The sequence below is a fragment of the Flagellimonas chongwuensis genome (assembly GCF_013376415.1).
Lineage (GTDB): Bacteria > Bacteroidota > Bacteroidia > Flavobacteriales > Flavobacteriaceae > Flagellimonas > Flagellimonas chongwuensis.
Window position 1 is genome coordinate 72,424 of the sequence record NZ_WYET01000008.1, and the last position, 19,772, is coordinate 92,195.

Sequence of the window (19,772 nt, forward strand, 5' to 3'; positions counted from 1 at the left end):
TAATTATACTAAACTGAAACTAAAAGTTAATTTAGCAACATAAAAACTCAGGTCTGTTACAATTCCTCGACTTGAATAACCTAACCGAAATCTGAACAATGAAGATCAAAAAGGAGGTTACCATCTACGATCTTGCCAAAGAATTGAACTATTCACCCTCGACGATTTCGAGAGCCTTGAACAATCATAAAAGTATCAGTAAAAAAACCATTAAGTTGATCAAAGGGGCTGCTGAAGAGATGGGTTATCGTCCCAATAACTTGGCTGCGGGACTTAGAAACAATAAAAGCAATACCATAGGAGTACTCATTTCCAGGATCAACCGCCCCTTTATGGCTTCTTTGATCAGTGGAATAGAAGAGACTGCACGAAAAGCCGGTCACAATGTGCTTATCAGTCAATCCAACGATAAGTATGAGAACGAAATAAGTAATTGCAACACACTTTACGATAGTAGAATTACTGGGTTGATCGTTTCACTTTCCATGGAAACCGTGGAGATGGACCATTTTCAAAAATTTGTGGACAAGGGCATACCCATTGTCTTTGTGGACAGGGTGCCGGATAATTTCAATTCCTACAAAGTCGTCATCGATAACTACACCGCGGGTTATTCCGCAACCAAGCATTTGATAGAACAAGGTTGTAAACGAATTGCGCATTTTGCAGGGGCACAGCATAGAAATGTATATCGGGAACGTAAAAAGGGGTATTTGGATGCGCTTCGTGAACATGGTCTGCCCATTGAGGATAATTTGATAGTCCACTTTAAGACCTTAAGTTTTGAGGAAGGCAACAAGGCGACCAAAAAACTTTTAAAAATGAGCAATCCACCAGACGGCATTTTTTCTGCCAACGATACCGCTGCGGTGAGTGCCATTATGTGTGCCAAGAAAATGGGGGTTAATGTGCCGGAACAATTGGCGGTAATCGGATTTAACGATGACCCCATTGCATCCATTGTGCAGCCATCCCTGTCTACCGTATCCCACCCCGCAAGCAAAATGGGTGCGATTTCGGCCAAAAGAATATTAGATCATTCCATAAATACTTATGATACAGGTGTTTCTGAAGTCACCGTTCTCGGAACAGAAATAATTGCCAGGGATTCCTCCTTAAAGAAGGCCAAAGTTTTAGAGTCCGAATAATCTAGGAAGCCAAAGGCTAATCTCTGGAAATATACTCACCAAAATCAAAGCCAGAATCATTGCTAAAAACAAGGGCATCAGTGGACGTACTACTTTTTGAATCGTTGTTTTGGCCACCCCGACCCCTATGAACAATACTGCACCGACCGGTGGTGTGCACAGACCAATACATAGATTTAGCACCATTATAATTCCAAAATGGACAGGGTCTATCCCAAGTTCCATCACCACGGGCAAAAATATGGGAGTAAATATTAATACAGCAGGGGTCATGTCCATAAAAATTCCTACGATAAGAAGAATTATATTGATCAAGATGATAACCATAATCTTGTTGTCGCTCAAACTCAACAGTGCTTGGGTGACCGCTTGCGGAATGTTTTCATAAGAAAGCACCCACGACATCGCAATGGAAACAGCGATGAGCAACATTACAATGGCAATGGTTGAAGAGGACTCCACCAAAATAGGACGAATATCCTTAATAGAAATTTCCTTGTAGATCATGGCCAGTACCAAACAATAAATGACTGCTACGGAAGATGCTTCCGTTGCAGTGAATATTCCCGCCACAATACCACCGATGACCACTATCAATAGGAAAAGACTGGGCAATGCATTTAAAAAAGTAGTAAATATCATTTTAAATGAACTTCGGTCCGCGGTAGGATATCCTTTTTTTCTGGCCCAGATATAAGCAACTATCATTAAGAAAATTCCTGTGATAATACCGGGAAGATATCCTGCTAAAAATAGGGCGCCAATACTCACCCCACCACTGGCTACGGAATAAATGATAAAAATATTGCTGGGTGGAATTATCAGTCCAGTTGTGGCAGAGGTAACATTGACCGCCACTCCAAATCCTTTATCGTATCCTGATTCTTCCATTTTTTCCGACATAAAACCGCCAATGGCTGCCGCTGCCGCTCCGGCAGAGCCTGCGATGGCTCCGAACAACATGGCCGCAACAATGTTCACATGGGCCAATCCGCCGGGCAACGCACCCACTAAACTTTTGGCGAAAGCAATCAGGCGTTCGGCAATGCCCCCCTTGTTCATAATATGGCCGGCCAGAATAAAGAAGGGTATCGCCAAGATGGAAAAACTGTCCAATCCGGTTACGAGTCTCTGTGCAATGGTGGTTACTGCTGGAAAAGTATCTACACTCACCAATAAGGTAAGTAAGGATGATATCCCAAGGGCCCATGCAACGGGAACGCGAATAGAAATCAAAATGAGAAAACTCAGGATAAGTATGCTAATTTCCATTCTTTAATTTTTTTAGGATGATGAAAAGCTCCGACAATTTAAAATAGAGGATAAAAGCACCGGAAATGGGCAGTATCATATAAACAAATCCTATGGGCAATTGAAGCGCAGGTGAGGTCTGTCCCAGCGCAAAGGAAATATAGACATACCTTATACCCCCAATCAAAAAAACAGCCACAGCAAATAGCAGAACAAGTAAGTGTATAATGATGTCCAAATAATTCTGCTGCTTTTGATTAAGATGTTGAGGCAGCAGGTCGATGGCGATGTGCAGCTTTTTGCCCGAAGCGTAAGCGGCCCCCAAAATGCTGAGCCATACCAGTAAAAAACGGGCAAGTTCATCTGTCCATGAACTTTGACTTTCCAATAGATATCGTGTGATTACGCCCCAAAACACATCCAAAACCATAGCACCCAACAAAAAAGCCATGGCCCATTCCAAAAAAGTATCGACATGGTTTTTCATTATTCAGCGTTTTTTATTTCCTGTATCAGTTCATATAAATGCCCATTTTTTTCTTTTAGGGATTGGAGCATCGGTTTAGCTTTTTCCTCAAAAAGAGACTTGTCCGGGTATGAAACTTTAACTCCCGCTTTTTCAATTTCCGTCAACGCTTCACGTTCCGCATCTTCCCATAATTTTCGCTGTAAAACAGTAGCCTCTTCCACAGCTTCCATCAACCATCCTTTTTCCTGTTCGTTCAGCTTGTTCCAGGTCAATGTGCCAATGACTAAAATATCAGGGATTGAGGTATGTTCGTTTTTGGAAAAATACTTACAGACCTCATAATGTTTCGAGGTATAAAAACTGGGAAGGTTGTTTTCTGCACCATCCACGACGCCTTGTTGAAGTGAAGTGTATAGTTCCGCCCAAGAAATGGGAGTAGGGGACCCACCGAAATTCTTTACCATTTCTATGGCAGTGGGACTTTGCATGACCCGTAATTTAAGACCCTCCAAGTCTTTTGGGCTATCAATTGGGGTATCCTTTGTATAGAATGAACGATTTCCGGCATCAAAGTAGGTCAATCCCTTTAACCAAAACTGCTCTGAACCGGAAAGAAGTTCTTTGCCAATTTCACCATCATAAATTTTGAATCGATGTGCATCATCTTCAAATAGATACGGATATCCCAATACCTTAAGGTCGGGCGAAAAATTTTCCATTACCGCAGCGGATACCTTCGTCATTCCCAAACTGCCTATTTGGAGTAGTTCCAAAGATTGTTTCTCGGAACCTAATTGGCTACTGGGATAAATTTCAATTTTGAGTTTGCCCTCCGATTTTTTTGCGACCAAATCTGCCATGTGGACCATGGCTTCGTGCACAGGATGTTTTACCCCAAGACTATGTGCCAGTTTTATGGAATTTACATTTTCTTCATCAGCCTGACAACTCAAAAGAAAAATAGCAAAAAATAGAAAAAACCAGGTTTTCATACCGATTTTATCTCTTGGATAATCTTTATAACATCTTTTACCTTTTGCTTAATCAAATCAAAGTTGCCCTCTACCAGAGCCTGTTTGTCTATGAGTTTGGAGCCCATTCCCACACATATGGCGCCAGCTTCAAACCAAGCGGTCAGATTTTCCCGGGTAGTGTCAACCCCACCTGTTGGCATTATGTTGGTCCATGGTTGAGGTCCCTTAACAGCCTTGATGAATTGCGGGCCATATACTTCCGCAGGGAATAATTTTACCACTTCACAACCGAGTTCTTCGGCCCTTGTAATTTCGGTAAGGGTGCCGCATCCGGGGGACCAAAAAATCTTTTTACGGTTACAGATGATGGCAATGTCCTCGCGGAATACTGGAGTAACCACAAATGAAGCGCCCATATTAATGAAGTTGGATGCAGTAGCGGCATCTGTGATGGAACCCACGCCTAAAATCATATTCGGACACTCTTCATTACAAAAAGTGACCAGTTCAGAAAATACCTTTTCGGCGTTTTCCCCTCTGTGGGTAAATTCAAAAAGTCTAGCGCCCCCATCATAGCAAGCTTTTACTACTTGCTGTACCATTTTGGGGTCGGAATTGTAGAATAAGGGAACAAACCCAGTCTTCCCCATAGTTTTAAAAACCTCGAGACGGTTGTATTTTTTCATGTGCAATATGTTTGTTTAGTTCAGGGGTTGTGAGTCCCTTTATGTTTTTACGCTTTCATTTTTCATTACGCTCGGGAATTGAAAAAATGACTTGGCGTTATTATATGTTATGTCTTTTACTATTTGTCCTATCCATTCCATATCATTCGGTAGTAATCCAGCTTTAAGATCGTTGCCCAGTATGTTGCACAATACCCTCCTGTAATATTCGTGACGAGGAAAGGATAGAAAGCTTCTGCTATCCGTGAGCATACCCACTGAACAACTGAGTAATCCCATGTTGGAAAGAATGTTGAGTTGGTCTTCGATGCCATCTTTTTGATCCAAAAACCACCAAGCGGCCCCGAATTGCACCTTGCTTTTTACCCCTTCTCCTGTAAAATTACCGGCCATGGTTGCAAAAACCTCATTGTCCGAAGGATTGGAATTATACAGGATGGTCTTGGGCAAGCTATCATTTTTGTTCAGATGATTTAAGAATTTGGCCAAATGCTCCGCTTGTTGATAGTCACCGATACTGTCTACTCCGGCATTGATCCCGATTTTGGAAAGAACGGCCTGGTTGGTATCCCGTATGGGGCCTAAATGCAATTGCATTACCCAATTTTTCTTAGCGTACAACTCGCCCAGCGCATGCATGATCGCCGATTTGTATTGAGCCACTTCTTTTCCGGTAATCGATTTGCCCTCCAAACGAAGCTTCAATATCCCATCAATTTGATCTGGGGTAAAAGCTTCACCATAAGCATGGATAAGCCCGTGGTCGGAAAGTCTGCATCCATGGGCATGGAAAAAGTCAATCCTTATACCAATGGCTTCCTTTAGGGATTCAAAATCAGAGATGGCAATGTCCGTGATTTCGGATAGGCGTGATAGGTAATCTGTAAAACCATGTTTCTCAATATCGATTAATCCATCAGGCCTGAAGGTCGGTAGAATCTTAACGGGATAATCCGATTCTCTCAGTTGGTTATGGTCACAAAGATTATCCAAGGGGTCATCCGTTGTGCAGACGACTTCCGCCTTCATCCCATAAAGTAGGTTCTGTGGAGAAAAATCGGGACTTTCCAATTTTTCATTACAGATTGAATAGATTTCGGCTGCAGTCTTGGGAGACAGTATTTTATCGACCCCAAAATACCGGATCAGCTCCATATGGGTCCAATGATATAATGGATTTCTTAATGCATATGGAACGGTTTCAGCCCATTTGAGGAACTTCTCCTCATCTGTAGCGTTGCCCGTAATGTACCTTTCCTCTATGCCCAAGGCTCGCATGGCCCTCCACTTATAATGATCGCCCTCAATCCATACCTGCGTCATGTTGACAAAGTTTTTATTTTCTGCAATTTCGTTGACCGGGAGGTGACAGTGAAAGTCTATTATAGGCTGATTTTTTGCATAATTATGATATAGCTCCTTGGCGTAATCAGTTTCCAGCAAAAAGTCATCGTGTATAAATTTCTTCATGTGTTGGTTTCTAAGTAAAGGTTTAATTTAAGATGACAGTTTTGGCTGGGCTGCCATGCCTCAATTAGTGAGGAACTATCATCAAAATATACTTCGAGCTTTACAGGTGAAAAAACCTGTTTACCCATATTGAATACAATTAGCCAAACGTTGGGTTCAAAAGTGAAGGTACTATTTTTCGAGGTATTTAGATTAATATTTTTTGGATAGCCCTCAAGGTCCCGTTCCATGATTTCTTTTATTTTCTCCTTGCACAATGAAAAAATAGAGAAAGCCAGGGAACAAAATAAGTGAACCTTAGAAGACTTCATCGTTTATTGGTTTAGATTACTTTTTCTTTAAATAGATTCCAAATTTCGTAAAAATTTTCATTTTTGCAATCGATTGCGTTAAACATTTTGTTAATCTATGAATTTTTTACTTATTTTACTGGGCGCAATTGATTGATTAACCAATTAATCGATTTTTTTTGTGAATTTCCAAATGATGAAACATCTCTTTAGACTTAAAAAAACATTTTCCCTAAGCTTTTTTGTACTGCTGGGCAGTATGTCGTTCGCCATGTCCAACGGATATGAGCTATGGTTGAATTACGATAAAATATCAGATGATACTGTCTTAAAAACTTATCGAAATCAGCTTCAAAGTGTCTTTATGGAGGAAGGTGGTGCGACAATGGAAGCCATAATGATGGAGTTGGAAATGGGTTTGGGAGGCCTATTGGATAGGGAAATTCGGTTCGATTCCCTTCCATCTTCAGGGAATCAATTGGTTGTTTCCAAATATGGTAGTTTGCCGAAGGACTTTAAAGAGGACATCAATATTGATTACCTTAATAGTGAAGGCTACATCATAAAGCATATCAAAAAAAGTGGGAGGGGCTATTTGGTTATTACAGGCAAGGAAGATATCGGATTGTTATATGGAACTTTTCACCTTTTACGCATTCTAAAAATGCATCAAACACTGGAAGGTTTAAATTTGGAAGAATCCCCAAAAGTCGATATCCGTATGTTGAACCATTGGGACAATTTGGACAGAACGATAGAAAGAGGCTATTCTGGGTTCTCCATTTGGAATTGGCAGACACTTCCCGATTATATCGACCAGCGTTATATCGATTATGCCCGTGCCAATGCATCAATTGGAATCAATGCCACAGCATTGACCAATGTGAATGCGAATGCACTTATTTTAACCCCTCAATATTTGGAAAAAGTGCAGGCCTTGGCAGAAGTTTTTCGCCCATATGGCCTAAAAGTATATCTCACGGCCCGTTTTTCAGCACCCATGGAAATAGGAGGTTTGGAAACAGCGGATCCTTTGGACCAAGAAGTAATTCAATGGTGGAAGAACAAGGCTGCAGAAATTTATAAAAGCATTCCTGATTTTGGAGGTTTTTTGGTGAAAGCAAACTCTGAAGGGCAGCCCGGACCGCAAAACTATGGACGAACCCATTTGGATGGCACCAACATGTTGGCCGACGCTTTGACACCATACAAAGGAAATGTAATCTGGCGTGCCTTCGTATATTCTGAGCACGATGCGGAGGATAGGGCCAAACAAGCGTACAGCGAATTTGTTCCAGATGATGGGAAGTATCGTGACAATGTGCTTATCCAAGTGAAAAATGGCCCTATCGATTTTCAACCACGGGAACCGTTTCATCCTATGTTCGGAGCCATGCCGAATACTCCACTTATGATGGAGTTTCAAATCACCAAGGAATATTTGGGCTTTGCCACGCATTTGGTTTATCTCCCCAAGTTATTTGAAGAGGTACTTCAGAGCGATACCTATCAAAAAGGAAAAGGGTCCACGGTGGCCAAGATGGTCGATGGCTCCCTCAATACTAAAAAGTTAACCGGAATGGCGGGCGTGTCCAATATTGGAACAGATACCAATTGGACGGGACACCCGTTCGGTCAGGCAGATTGGTACGGCTTCGGAAGGTTGGCATGGGATCCCTCCATGAACTCGGAAGCAATAGCCGATGAATGGTTGAGAACTACTTTCAGTAATGACGAAGAGTTTATAAAATCCGTAAAAAAAATGATGCTGGAATCTAGGGAAGCCGTTGTCAACTATATGAATCCACTGGGATTACATCATATATTTGATACCAGCCATCATTACGGCCCCGGACCTTGGGTCGGTAATCTGTCCCGCCCGGAGTGGAACCCGGTATATTATCATAAAGCGGATGAAGATGGAATTGGTTTTGACAGGACCAAAACGGGTAGTAATGCATTGTCCCAATACGCACCAGCATTCGAGGAAAAATTTGGCAACCTTGAAACCTGTCCGGAGGAATACCTCCTATGGTTTCATCATTTGCCATGGGATTATCAGCTGAAGAGCGGAAGAACGCTCTGGGACGGTTTGGGAATCAAATACCAGCAAGGGGTGGACCAAGTCAAGCAAATGATCAATACGTGGGAAAACATGAAACCCTACGTGGATGAATATAGACACAATCAAGTGAGGATGTTATTGGGTATACAGCTCAAAGAGGCCAAATGGTGGCGAGATGCATGTATGCTCTATTTTCAGACATTCTCAAAAATGGATTTTCCAAAGGAAATGGAATCCCCGGAAAATACATTGGAATATTATAAATCTTTGAAATTTCCATATGCACCCGGTATTCGGCCGCAGTGGGATTAAAATTTACCAACACACATAATTAATGGATAAAAAAGTAGCCATAGTAACCGGGGGCAACTCTGGATTGGGATATGCAACAGCAAAGAAATTCTGCGATAACGGTATTAAAACCTATGTTATTGGGCGGACAAAGGAGCGCACGGTAAATGCCTGCTCCGAGATAGGGGACAATGCCATGCCATTGATTTTCGACCTGACAAATTTGGATGAAATACCCGGAATGATCCAAGATATTTTCGATAAGGAAGGGCAGATTGATATTCTGGTCAACAATGCGGGCATTAATATGAAGAAAGAGTTTATCGAAGTCACGGATGCCGAATTTGAAAACATACTCCACACCAATTTGTTCAGTGTTTTTGCCATCAGTAGAGAGGTGGTGAAAAAAATGAAGGAAACAGGAGGCGGAAGCATTGTGAACATCAGTTCCATGGCCGCACAGTACGGTATGCCCAAGGTAGTGGCGTATTCCGCCAGTAAAACCGCTATAGAAGGTATGACACGGGCAATGGCCGTTGACCTGGCCCAATTTAACATTAGGACAAATTGCATCGCTCCGGGCTTTATCAAGACCAAAATGACCGCTAAGGCACTGGATTCCGACCCACCACGAAAGGAAAAGGTCTTTTCAAGAACACCGATGGGCAAAATGGGACTTCCAGAAGATATTGCAGATGCCGTGTTCTTTATGTGTTCCAAGGAGGCCAAATTTGTTACAGGAACGGTACTTCCCGTTGATGGAGGAAATAGTATAGGTTTTTAATTATACAGGACAGAGTATGATCAGAATGCAGCAGACCATGCGTTGGTATGGCCCAAACGATGGTGTTTCCCTTCGGGATATCAGAGAGTGTGGGGTAGCGGGAATTGTTACCGCTCTGCACCAGATTCCAGTTGGGGAAGTATGGCAGGTACAGGATATTCAAGAACGTCAGCAGGTCATTCGTGAAGAAGGCATGGAGTGGATGGTAGTGGAAAGTTTGCCGGTACATGAGGATATAAAAAGACGTGGTGGTAACTTCGAGCAATATATCCAAAACTATAAAAAGAGTTTGAAAAACTTGGACGAGTGTGGCATCAAAGTGGTCGCATACAATTTTATGCCCATTTTGGACTGGGTGCGTACAGATCATGCCCATGTCAACCCTGATGGGACAAAAGCATTGTTGTTCGATGAGGTGGCCTTTATATTTTTTGATGTGTATTTACTAAAAAGAACGGGTGCAGAGGACGATTATACCAAAGACCAATTGATTGAAGCAAAAACCTATGGAAACTCGTTGGACGAATCTGAAAAGGAAAAACTCTTTAAAAACGTGTTGTTGGGATTGCCGGGAAGTGATGAAAGCTTCACCCCCGAAAAGATTTTAGATCTATTGAATGCTTATCAGGGTATCGATGATGATGCCTTGCGCAAGAATCTGGTTCATTTTCTTTCCGAAGTAGCACCTGTGGCCGAAGAACTCGGAATAAAATTGGCCATTCATCCAGATGACCCACCTTTCTCCGTGTTAGGACTTCCTCGGGTGGTTTCCACCGAAAAGGATCTCGCCGATATTTTATCTGCCGTTCCACTTGATGCCAACGGACTTTGCTATTGCACAGGTTCCTTAGGTGCCCAACCGAACAACGATTTGTTACGGATCATAGATCGGCACGGAGATCGTATTCATTTTTTGCATTTACGGAATGTAAAACGGGAGGATGGTAAACGGTTCAGGGAATCGGAGCATTTGAACGGGGATAATCCCATGGAAGAAATTATTGAAAAACTCTTGTTGGTCATGAACAAGAACAACTCTCCTCTTCCGATGCGCCCCGACCATGGGTTCCTGCACTCTTTTGAAGCTAAAGAAAAGTACCCGGGATATTCATTAATTGGAAGGTTAAAGGGATTGGCAGAATTGAGAGGGTTGGAACTTGGAATTGTACATAAACTGAAACAAACGAAACAGTGAAGTCATTCTACTTCATTGAATCCACTTTAAAGGCACATATTAATTAAACAACGATTGAAATGAAATTATTGAAGATTATATCTGTTTTGCTATTGGCAATGTGTATAGGTTGTAGTTCTGGGGACGATGGGGGACCTCAAGTCGGAGGACCAACTGAAACTCCCGACCCCGATTCCGAAACACCACCAGTGGATAACAGCGACCCTTTTTTATATAGCGCAACCCAAAACTTGAAAGATGTTGCAGATTTTCCTCTCGGAAATATAGTGTCCGCAAGTAAATTGGCTTCAACATCTGCCAGTAACACCACTTTTAAGGATATCTTGAACCAGGAATACAACAGCATCACTGCCGAAAACGACATGAAGATGGCCAATATGTTCACTGGTCCGGATACTTACGATTTTAGCGACGGAGATGCCATTGTTGCCTATGCTCTGGAAAATGGGTTTAGAGTGCACGGCCATGCATTGATTTGGCATTCGTCCATTCCCAATTGGTTGAACACTTTTGAAGGTACAGATGAAGAATTTGAAGCCCAGATAGAGGCATATGTCAAAGCAACCGTAGCACATTTTGCTGAAGTGACCGATGGTGACGGAGTTCCTGTGGTAGCATCCTGGGATGTGGTAAATGAATATTTTGATGGTTCCGCTGTACGTACTTCCTTGTTCACTCAACGTATCGGTACGGATTTTCACGAAAAGGCCTTTCAATGGGCCAGAGAGGCCGACCCCGATGTGAAATTGTTCTACAACGATTACAATATAGCTGGAGAGGTTGACAAACGTAACGCCATTATAAGCATGGTCTCCAACTTTATATCCGATGATATTCCAATCGACGGGATAGGTATGCAAATGCACCTGAACCACGATTGGCCATCAACGGATTTGCCGACATCTATCCAGGATATCGCCGATACGGGGTTATTGGTCCATATTTCGGAGCTGGATGTAAAAGCAAATTACAGTGATGACCTCAGTGAGCTGACCGTGGAAAGGGCCCAAGCCCAAGAAGAGCAGTATCAAAGAGTCGGATATTATTACACCAGCATAGTTCCACAGGCACAGCAATTTGGTTTGACCATATGGGGTGTTAGAGATCAAGATAGTTGGCTGTACGATGGTGGTTCCGATTGGCCATTATTGTATGATAATGATTTCAATACCAAAATCACCCACAGGGGATTGGTCGATGGATTGGAAGGAGTGGCACCTTGATAAAAACATGGAATCATTATAACCAAATTATGAAGAAGATAGTTTTATTGTTACCCACAATTTTGTTGTTTTTGAGTCCAATGGCCTCGAAATCACAGACCACTACATTGGTCAACCCGATCCTGACCGGTTTTTACCCCGACCCCAGTATTGTAAAAGTGGATACCGATTATTATTTGATCAATTCTACCTTTTCCTACTTTCCTGGCATTCCGGTAATGCACAGCAAGGACTTGAAAAACTGGAAACAGATAGGAAATGTAATCCACCGCCCTTCTCAAATGGATTTTATGGGCGAACGGATGACCCGGGGATTGTTTGCCCCGGCCATTAGTCATCACAAAGGTATTTTCTATGTCAGTTGCACGGATATCGATAACATGGGCAATTTTGTGGTGACGGCGACGGACCCTGCCGGGCCATGGAGCGACCCTGTTCTGCTTCCAGAAGTAAGTGGGATTGATCCTTCCATATATTTTGACAAGGATACTGATAAGGCCTATATCATTTACAATAGTGATGCCCCGGATAGGAAGCCCTTATATTCTGGGCACAGAACCATCAGAATGTATGAGTTTGATTATGAAAACTTGAAAACAGTAGGAGAAGAAATACAGCTGGTGAACGGGGGAGTGGACATTTCAGCAAAACCGGTATGGATAGAAGGTCCGCACATTTGGAAAAGAAATGGGTGGTACTACCTGTATGCTGCAGAAGGGGGTACATCCGTCAACCATTCCGAAGTGGTTTTCAGGAGCAAATCACCCCAAGGCCCTTATGTTCCCTACAAGAACAATCCCATCCTTACCCAAAGGCATTTGCCAGAGGAGAGGGACAACCCAATTACTTCAACGGGACATGCTCAATTTGTTGAAGGCCCGGATGGCAAGACCTATTCTATCTTTTTGGCCGTTAGACCGTATGAGGGAGATTATTACAATACAGGTCGCGAAACTTTTATTGCCCCGATTGAATGGAAGAACGACTGGCCCCACTTTGATTTGGGCGGAGAGGAAGTAAAGTATGCGTATGACTTTGATTACAAGGAAGCGCCCCAGAAAGATGCTTTGCCACAATCTGGTAATTTTGAGTATACACTGGATCTGAAAAAAGGATTGGACCCATCCTTACTCTTTCAGAGAACTGTTGATAGCAGTTCGTTTTCCATATCCAAAAAAGAAGGTTTGGTGCTAAAGTTAAAGCCCGGGACCATTACGGAATATGGAAACCCTTCCTTTGTTGGAAAACGTCAGCAACATTTAAATAGCAGAGCAGAGACTCAAATACACTTTGATGCGAAAGCTCAATATGAAAAAGCCGGTTTAGTGGCCTTTCAAAATGAAAAGCACTTTTATTTTTTGGCAATTTCCCAGAAAGAAGGTCAAAAGGTTATCCAGCTGTATAAGAGCAATCCTGATGAAGGAGAAATGGATGAACTGGCAAATCTTCCTTTGAAAGTTGATGATACTAAGATTAAACTAGCTATTGAATCCAAAGGAGCTACGTACAGCTTCCACTATTGCGTAAATGGCAAAGATTGGCAATTGGTGAAGGATAATGTGGACGCCAAATTTTTGAGCACTAAGGTAGCGGGCGGATTCATTGGCTGTTTGTATGGTATGTACGCTACATCATCCGGGGAGAAGTCGGAAAACTCAGCTTCCTTTGAATATTTAAAATATACGGGTAATGACCCTGTATTTAGGGATTGATGCAAAATTCCAGCATTCTTTTTATAAATAGAAAAGGGACATCATTATCGATGTCCCCTTTTTTTTGCCTTGGCTAATTTAACCTATTTAGTTCTGAAAGGTGATGCTGGAAGTCCTTCCTTGTTGTATAAATTCGGATTATCGGGATTGTCGGCCCATGCATATCGTACATATTTTGGGTTTGGAACTTCATCACTCCAAACGATTACTTTATCACCATCAATTTTCGCGTTGGCCCAAACAAAGTTTTTGTCTTCGCCAGCAATCTCGAAGCTATCAAGGGCCTCACCATCATCAGTGGTCAATCCACCTCCAATATGGGAAAATGAAATGATGATTTTATCGTTCTCAACCTTGGAAGATTGGTAGAGCGGCCCGGAATAGACGATATCTTCCCCATATGCTATTTTTTGGGCTGCCAAAGCCATACGTTCCCCAACATCTTTCTTGTTGTCGGGGTGGATGTCGTTCCATTCCCCAAGGTCGATGTTTACTGTCATGGCTGTGTTAGCGTCGTCCCATGCCCGCAATTGCGCTTCCCTTAGTTCGGCCCAGTTACTGTCCGTAGGTGAATAGGTAACATCTCCGAAGTTGGGAAGCTGGGCGTAAATAAAGGGCAGCTCTGGGTCCCTGTAAATACCCCTCCATCCATTGATCAGGGCGTGCATTAAATCCAAATATTCTTCAGGTCTACCGGCATTGCTCTCACCTTGATACCATAATACCCCTTTAATAGGAAGCTGGGTGTAGGGAGCGACCATGCCATTATATAAGGCTGTGGGTTCATTTTGAGGATTGATGATCCTTTCCTCTGGGGCATCATTATTATGCGTAAAGGATGAAAAAGCTATAGGTGGATAGACTTCCCCAACTTTGTATTTCCAGTATCCTTTTAGGTCTACGGTATCCTTGTCGGTGAAAATGTAATACGGTTTATCCGGTACAAAACCGCCCTTACCGCTGTTGTTGGTCACGCGAATCACGAAAGTGTTTTTCCCGGCCTTAAGAAGATCGGCAGGTACATCATACCTTCTTTGCGGGTATTGGTAGGTAGTCTTCCCAACTTTTTCACCGTTGATGTACAACTCGTCCGCATCTACAATCCTACCTAAAAAAACAGTAGCTTCCGCCGCGTCCATTGATGGAGGCAAGTCGATTTCTTTTCGGTACCATACCACACCGTTGAGGTCTCTGACCCCTTGATCTTCCCAATAGCCTGGAATATTGATCCTGCGCCAGTTTTTGGGCTCAAAGCTGACATCGTACCAAGGTGTTTCGCCAATTAGCCCCTTGTCTTTCGGTTTTTGAGATTGTTGATTTCCAGAAAAGCGGTTCATGGAATGACTGTTCACAAAAGCCGTATCCTTGTTCTCTTCGATGATTTTTAATTTTTCAGGGAATTTTTGATACCCTTCCCTGTTTATCCATGCCTCGATAGGAGTACCGCCAACACTGGCATTGATTAATCCAATGGGGACTCCATATCTCTTGTACAATTTACGGGCAAAGAAGTAAGCAACTGCCGAGAAAGGCCGAACTTCGTCGGATACGGCTACCTCCCAAGAGCCACCATCCAGATGTTTGCTTGGACCTGTTAGGTCTGTCTTTCGGGGGACTTTAAAATGGCGTATTTCAGGATAATTGGCATTGGCAATATCCTCGGCGTAGGTAACATCATGAATGTCCATTTGATGTACCATGTTGGATTGCCCGGAACAGAGCCAAACATCGCCGATGAGAATATCTTCCAGAAGAATTTCGTTCTTCCCTGAAATCTTCATGGTATACGGCCCCCCTGCCTTCATTTTGGGAAATTCTACGCTCCAGTCACCATGGGCATTTGCAGTAGCTTTTCTTTTCTTGCCATTGAAGGTGGCAACCACTTGTTCATTAGGTGATGCCCATCCCCAGATCATGATGTTTGCATCACGTTGCAGGACCATACCGTCCGTGATAATCTTGGGAAGTGTTATTTGGGAAATTCCCATGGTGACCGAGCAAATGAATATTATGAGGGCCACCAAGACTTTACTACTTTTCACAATTATGGTTTTAGTGTACTGTTTGTTTCAAAAATTATTTTATCAGGGTACTTTCAGGAGGGCCCAAATAGCTTTCTGCATTGGCGCCTTCCTTTTGTAATACCATTTTTTGCAAGACCAAACCGGGGTCCACGGCCCAATATTTGATGGTATGTGCCCCTTCCGAAAGTTCTTTTTCAAGTACGGACTGTGTCATGATGTTATCCTTGACCGCTTCATTCCACCATTCTGGGTAGGTCCAATCTGCGGCAAGGGCATCTTTATGCAAGTTCATCATTTTTGGGTTATCCCCATCAATGGAAACCGCATAGATCAGGCCTTCGTCTTTCTGAAAATTCAGCGTAGGTGAAAAATATGTGGTCAGGTTATAGGTGCCGGAATCCAATAGATATATTTCATATTCCAAATAAGGGCCATCGTTGTTGGGGTTTTGTTTGGGAGCTGTAGCGGGCATAGTGGTAATCGCTGACCCAGTGCGCCCGAGATTGGGTATGGTCTGCCAAGAAACTTCTGCTGTTTCTTTAGCGTTCTGATAATTGACGGCATCCACGCTCACGATACCTTGGTTCGCTACAAAGCCTTTAATGTTTTCTGCGAGATTATTGCGGATAGGGACGCTAACCTTGGTTCCTCCTTCTGAATTGTCCGCTTTAATCACAATTTCTCCTACCTCTTTTCCTTTGGGTGCCTTGTTCCAATCAATGCTAACAAAGACTTTTTCGTCGTATTGGATGGTCCCGCCCTTTGAGGACAACTGTATCCAATCGTTTTCTGAAGTGATGGTGTACGTCAGTTTCTCTTCGCCCATATTGAAGACTTCAACATAGTATTTTTGATCATTGATAGGGTCAAAAGTCGAAAAGCTACGACTGTTCAAACCGCTTGGCATCCATTGAGACCTGCTGATGCCATTTTCCACCACATAACCCAAATTGGCTTCCTTTCCAGATTGGATGAACGATACCGAGGGCATTTTGTTAAATGCCGGGTCGTTCCAACTGATATGGCCCATGTGGGTTTGGGACATCATATGGTTCCATTTACCGTTGGCCAAGCTATCCTGATAATAAGAGGTGAATTCGGCATCCTTGAAGAACAACTTTTTGGTTTTGTCAGCGTAGAAGTTGGTCGACGCTCTGTTTTGAAATGCGTACAATCTGTTCTTTCCTGCAGCGACGTACATCTCGTTCAAATTGGCACAGGTTTCAACAGGATATTGCACTAATTGATAGAATGCAGCGTGCGCATCTGTGGGCAATTGCTCCTTCACTTTTTTTGCACGTTCCACCAGCGTTTTATAATCTTCCACCATATTTTCAGCCTCATTAAAATGTTGAAGACTGTAGGTGTTGGGTTCTATCAACTCTGGTTTTCTGCGTGAATTAAATTTGGTGTACAGCGCGATGATTTCTCCGATTTCTTGGGCATGCTTGGCACCAAATTGTTTTTGGGCCCATATAGTGTAATAGTTTGGTAATTGCTCTGCCGAAAAAGATTCTGGGTTCCAAGCAAAATCCAAAAAGAAACTGATGGGGAATTCCATGGGCTTTATATCACCAACGTTCACCAACCATATCTCATCGACTCCGTAGGAATAAGTAAGGTTCATTTGCTCCCAAACACGCTCAATTTGAGTAGTGTTCAACCACTTGTAGCTACGGGGACCACCCACAAAGTCAAAATGATAGTACATGCCATACCCCCCTGAACGAGGTTTACTGTCCAAAGCGGGCAAAACCCTTACTTGGCCCCAGTTATCATCACAGAGCAACAGGGTTACATCGTCGGGAACTCGCATGCCTTTATCGTAATATTCCTGCACCTCCTTGTAGAGCGCCCATACTTGTGGCGTTTCTTCAATAGGTTTTCCGGTAACCTCTTTAATGATTTCTCTTTGATCTTTCACGATTTTTTCTAGAAGCTCAATATTGGTTCCCTCGCTCATAGCTTCATCACCATCTCCACGCATAGCAAGTGTAACCACTTTTTCCTGTCCCTGGGTACGTTCCATACCTTTTCTCCAAAAATCCTGGAGTTTTTCCTGGTTTTTATCATAGTCCCATGGGCCTTCCCCATATCGGTTCCATTCTACATGAGAGCGCATTAAGGGTTCATGGTGCGAAGTGGCCAGGACCACACCCATTTCATTGGCCAATGGCGCAGTTTCGGGGTCATCGTCCCATAGCGAACTACCCCACATCGCCGGCCATAGGTAATTTCCTTTTAACCTTAGGATGAGTTCAAAGACTTTTTCGTAAAACTGTTTGTTGAAACCACCAAACTTTTCGGAAGACCATCCCGATAGTGCCGGAGCTTCGTCATTGATAAAAATGCCCCTATATTTCACTTTGGGCTCGCCCAAGGTGTACGTGTCAGGCTTTACGTAGATATTCTTTCGGACCTTTACAGGTACATCGGCCCACCAGTACCAAGGCGAGACACCCATCTGTTCCGAAAGGTCGAACATCCCGAAAATGGTCCCTCGTTTGTCGCTTCCAGCTATCACCAAGGCGTTATCGACTCCTTCAATGGGGTTTTGTACAGGAGTGATTGAAAATTGTTCCCACTTGCCTTCCAATTCGGCCACATCGATTTTGCCTTCTTCGACCAAATGGTCGATTACTGTGCTCTGGCCAACGGTTCCAATGATAATCAGGTTATTGGATTGATGGGTATTTCCAAAAATTAATTCTGGTTCATTGCCGGAGACATTACCCAAGTCTTTCTGAAAGATCCCGGCAATTCTTTTAACTCCGGGATAATCGGACTCGCTAACAAGAAGGTCACTAGCAACCCCATTTGCAATAATTGGGAATGTATTCTCTTCTTTTTCGGTTGTAAGTATTGAATTTTGTGGGAAGGCATCCTCTGTGGGTACGGTAAGGATTTGTTCTATGTCGTTTGTTTCGGTATTGGCCTCTAACGTTTCTTCTTTACAGGAGAAGAGGAACAATAATACCACCAAGGGGTATAAGTGAAAGAAATTCGGATATCTAAGGTTGGTTCTTGTATTCATGAATCTTTTAGAATGGAAATTAATGATTAACCGTTTGTATTACAGCGTGAAATGCTTTCTTTGGTTTCAGTTCTCTATCGAACAACAAGGTGTAATCCGTTCTGCCGCGAATAGGGAAATTGTTTTTCCAGGACAATCCATCGTGCAATCCCCAAAAGGTAACCCTTCCAATTTTGTCGGAATGTTTGTTGAATAGTTTAAAAATTTCTGCATACCGGTTAGCCAATTGGTCCTCAACCGAATCTGGTAAACCGTTGGGGTATGGGTCCATGTCCGGATTGTTCTCAAAGCTTACGGAAACATCAGCGGTCGGCGAGTTCCATGGACTGGGCAAAACCGAAATATCCAATTCCGTAAACATGACCTTCACACCGGTCTCTGCATACATTTCAATGGCGGTCTCGATATCTTCGATGGAGGGTTCGTCCAAACTCCAATGCGCTTGGACGCCGACCCCGTCTATTTTAATGTTCTTGCTCTTAAGGTGGTTTATAATCCGAATGGCGCCATCTCTTTTATCTGCATCGATGAGGTTGTAATCGTTGTAATATAACTCAGCTTCGGGGTCCGCTTCATGAGCAAACCTAAAAGCATTTTCAATGAATGTTTCGCCACTTATTTTATAAAATGTGGATTCCCTGTAGGAGCCATCTTCGGCCAAAGCTTCGTTGACCACATCCCAAGCATCTATTTGGCCTTTGTATTTACCTACGATAGTTGAAATATGTTTTTCTATCCGATGGGTCAATTCCAAATTATCAATAGTGTCCCCATTTGCTGTCTTAAAAACCCAAGGTGCCAATTGACTATGCCATACCAAGGTGTGCCCGATCACAAACATATCATTGGCATCTGCCAGGGCCACCAATTTGTCGGCCTGTTCAAAATTGAATGTATTCTCCTTGGGATGTATGTGCATCCACTTCATATCGTTTTCTGCGGTCAATGCATTGAATTGGGAAGTGATCAGATCTGTTTCTTTCTTGTTGCTTTGGTTTATTTGATATCGATTCACCGCTACGCCCATCAAGAATTTATCTTTAAAAGCATCTTTGAGGCCTGTTGCTTGTGCGAATAGAGGGGATTGGCCTAGAAGTGTCGATATGGTCAAAATCAAGGTCAAGTATTTGTTCATAATGGGTTATCAATTTTAGGG

Annotated in this window: 14 protein-coding genes; 6 read left to right on the forward strand and 8 right to left on the reverse strand. The window is 42.9% G+C overall.

Going from position 1 to position 19,772, the window contains the following annotated elements:
* Window positions 1-98 precede the first annotated feature (98 nt).
* Window positions 99-1,148: a LacI family DNA-binding transcriptional regulator gene (locus GUA46_RS14805; RefSeq protein ID WP_176621143.1), complete on the forward strand. Its 1,050-nt coding sequence runs from the start codon at window positions 99-101 to the stop codon at window positions 1,146-1,148.
* Here GUA46_RS14805 and GUA46_RS14810 read toward each other — a convergent pair.
* From GUA46_RS14810 to uxaC, 5 genes are read right to left on the reverse strand one after another with little or no spacing between them, the layout of a single operon-like run.
* Window positions 1,134-2,420: a TRAP transporter large permease gene (locus tag GUA46_RS14810; RefSeq protein WP_176621144.1), complete on the reverse strand. Its 1,287-nt coding sequence runs from the start codon at window positions 2,418-2,420 to the stop codon at window positions 1,134-1,136. The genes GUA46_RS14805 and GUA46_RS14810 overlap by 15 nt on opposite strands.
* Window positions 2,410-2,886, reverse strand: a complete 477-nt coding sequence (locus GUA46_RS14815; protein WP_176621145.1) for a TRAP transporter small permease — start codon at window positions 2,884-2,886, stop codon at window positions 2,410-2,412. The genes GUA46_RS14810 and GUA46_RS14815 overlap by 11 nt, the downstream gene beginning before the upstream one ends.
* Window positions 2,886-3,860, reverse strand: coding sequence for a TRAP transporter substrate-binding protein (locus GUA46_RS14820; RefSeq protein WP_176621146.1), 975 nt, complete (start codon window positions 3,858-3,860; stop codon window positions 2,886-2,888). The genes GUA46_RS14815 and GUA46_RS14820 overlap by 1 nt, the downstream gene beginning before the upstream one ends.
* Window positions 3,857-4,528 (reverse strand): bifunctional 4-hydroxy-2-oxoglutarate aldolase/2-dehydro-3-deoxy-phosphogluconate aldolase, encoded by a 672-nt coding sequence (locus GUA46_RS14825; protein WP_176621147.1) that lies wholly within the window; start codon window positions 4,526-4,528, stop codon window positions 3,857-3,859. Before GUA46_RS14825 ends, GUA46_RS14820 begins: the two co-directional genes overlap by 4 nt.
* Before the next feature lie 39 nt (window positions 4,529-4,567).
* On the reverse strand, window positions 4,568-5,998 hold the full coding sequence (uxaC, locus tag GUA46_RS14830; protein WP_176621148.1) for a glucuronate isomerase: 1,431 nt from the start codon (window positions 5,996-5,998) through the stop codon (window positions 4,568-4,570).
* A 483-nt stretch (window positions 5,999-6,481) separates the two neighbouring features.
* Here uxaC and GUA46_RS14835 point away from each other — a divergent pair, with 483 nt between their 5' ends.
* The 5 genes from GUA46_RS14835 to GUA46_RS14855 are packed head-to-tail and all read left to right on the forward strand — an operon-like array spanning window position 6,482 to window position 13,558.
* A complete protein-coding gene (locus GUA46_RS14835; RefSeq protein ID WP_417943135.1) occupies window positions 6,482-8,665 on the forward strand; it encodes an alpha-glucuronidase family glycosyl hydrolase in 2,184 nt (727 codons plus the stop codon).
* Between the two features lie 22 nt (window positions 8,666-8,687).
* Entirely contained in the window at window positions 8,688-9,428 is a 741-nt protein-coding gene (locus tag GUA46_RS14840) for an SDR family NAD(P)-dependent oxidoreductase (protein WP_176621150.1), read from the forward strand.
* Between the two features lie 25 nt (window positions 9,429-9,453).
* The gene (gene uxuA / locus GUA46_RS14845; protein WP_218109571.1) at window positions 9,454-10,623 is read left to right on the forward strand and encodes a mannonate dehydratase; all 1,170 of its coding nucleotides are present in this window, start codon (window positions 9,454-9,456) and stop codon (window positions 10,621-10,623) included.
* Between the two features lie 59 nt (window positions 10,624-10,682).
* Window positions 10,683-11,846 (forward strand): endo-1,4-beta-xylanase, encoded by a 1,164-nt coding sequence (locus tag GUA46_RS14850; protein ID WP_176621152.1) that lies wholly within the window; start codon window positions 10,683-10,685, stop codon window positions 11,844-11,846.
* A 29-nt stretch (window positions 11,847-11,875) separates the two neighbouring features.
* Entirely contained in the window at window positions 11,876-13,558 is a 1,683-nt protein-coding gene (locus GUA46_RS14855) for a glycoside hydrolase family 43 protein (RefSeq protein WP_176621153.1), read from the forward strand.
* Window positions 13,559-13,641: 83 nt separating this feature from the next.
* Here the strand turns inward: GUA46_RS14855 and GUA46_RS14860 are convergent, their stop codons facing one another.
* Genes GUA46_RS14860 through GUA46_RS14870 form a run of 3 tightly spaced genes read right to left on the reverse strand, consistent with a single transcriptional unit; the run spans window position 13,642 to window position 19,751 of the window.
* Window positions 13,642-15,600, reverse strand: coding sequence for a sialate O-acetylesterase (locus GUA46_RS14860; protein ID WP_218109569.1), 1,959 nt, complete (start codon window positions 15,598-15,600; stop codon window positions 13,642-13,644).
* 34 nt (window positions 15,601-15,634) lie between these two features.
* Window positions 15,635-18,616: a glycosyl hydrolase 115 family protein gene (locus GUA46_RS14865; RefSeq protein ID WP_176621154.1), complete on the reverse strand. Its 2,982-nt coding sequence runs from the start codon at window positions 18,614-18,616 to the stop codon at window positions 15,635-15,637.
* 19 nt (window positions 18,617-18,635) lie between these two features.
* Complete coding sequence (locus GUA46_RS14870; protein WP_176621155.1) at window positions 18,636-19,751, reverse strand: endo-1,4-beta-xylanase; 1,116 nt, start codon at window positions 19,749-19,751, stop codon at window positions 18,636-18,638.
* Window positions 19,752-19,772 lie beyond the last annotated feature (21 nt).

Bases quoted from the DNA above. Each gene is read 5' to 3' on its own strand.
- GUA46_RS14805 (WP_176621143.1), top strand. From the start codon at position 99: ATGAAGATCAAAAAGGAGGTTACCATCTACGATCTTGCCAAAGAATTG.
- GUA46_RS14810 (WP_176621144.1), bottom strand. From the start codon at position 2,420: ATGGAAATTAGCATACTTATCCTGAGTTTTCTCATTTTGATTTCTATT.
- GUA46_RS14815 (WP_176621145.1), bottom strand. From the start codon at position 2,886: ATGAAAAACCATGTCGATACTTTTTTGGAATGGGCCATGGCTTTTTTG.
- GUA46_RS14820 (WP_176621146.1), bottom strand. From the start codon at position 3,860: ATGAAAACCTGGTTTTTTCTATTTTTTGCTATTTTTCTTTTGAGTTGT.
- GUA46_RS14825 (WP_176621147.1), bottom strand. From the start codon at position 4,528: ATGAAAAAATACAACCGTCTCGAGGTTTTTAAAACTATGGGGAAGACT.
- uxaC (WP_176621148.1), bottom strand. From the start codon at position 5,998: ATGAAGAAATTTATACACGATGACTTTTTGCTGGAAACTGATTACGCC.
- GUA46_RS14835 (WP_417943135.1), top strand. From the start codon at position 6,482: ATGATGAAACATCTCTTTAGACTTAAAAAAACATTTTCCCTAAGCTTT.
- GUA46_RS14840 (WP_176621150.1), top strand. From the start codon at position 8,688: ATGGATAAAAAAGTAGCCATAGTAACCGGGGGCAACTCTGGATTGGGA.
- uxuA (WP_218109571.1), top strand. From the start codon at position 9,454: ATGCAGCAGACCATGCGTTGGTATGGCCCAAACGATGGTGTTTCCCTT.
- GUA46_RS14850 (WP_176621152.1), top strand. From the start codon at position 10,683: ATGAAATTATTGAAGATTATATCTGTTTTGCTATTGGCAATGTGTATA.
- GUA46_RS14855 (WP_176621153.1), top strand. From the start codon at position 11,876: ATGAAGAAGATAGTTTTATTGTTACCCACAATTTTGTTGTTTTTGAGT.
- GUA46_RS14865 (WP_176621154.1), bottom strand. From the start codon at position 18,616: ATGAATACAAGAACCAACCTTAGATATCCGAATTTCTTTCACTTATAC.
- GUA46_RS14870 (WP_176621155.1), bottom strand. From the start codon at position 19,751: ATGAACAAATACTTGACCTTGATTTTGACCATATCGACACTTCTAGGC.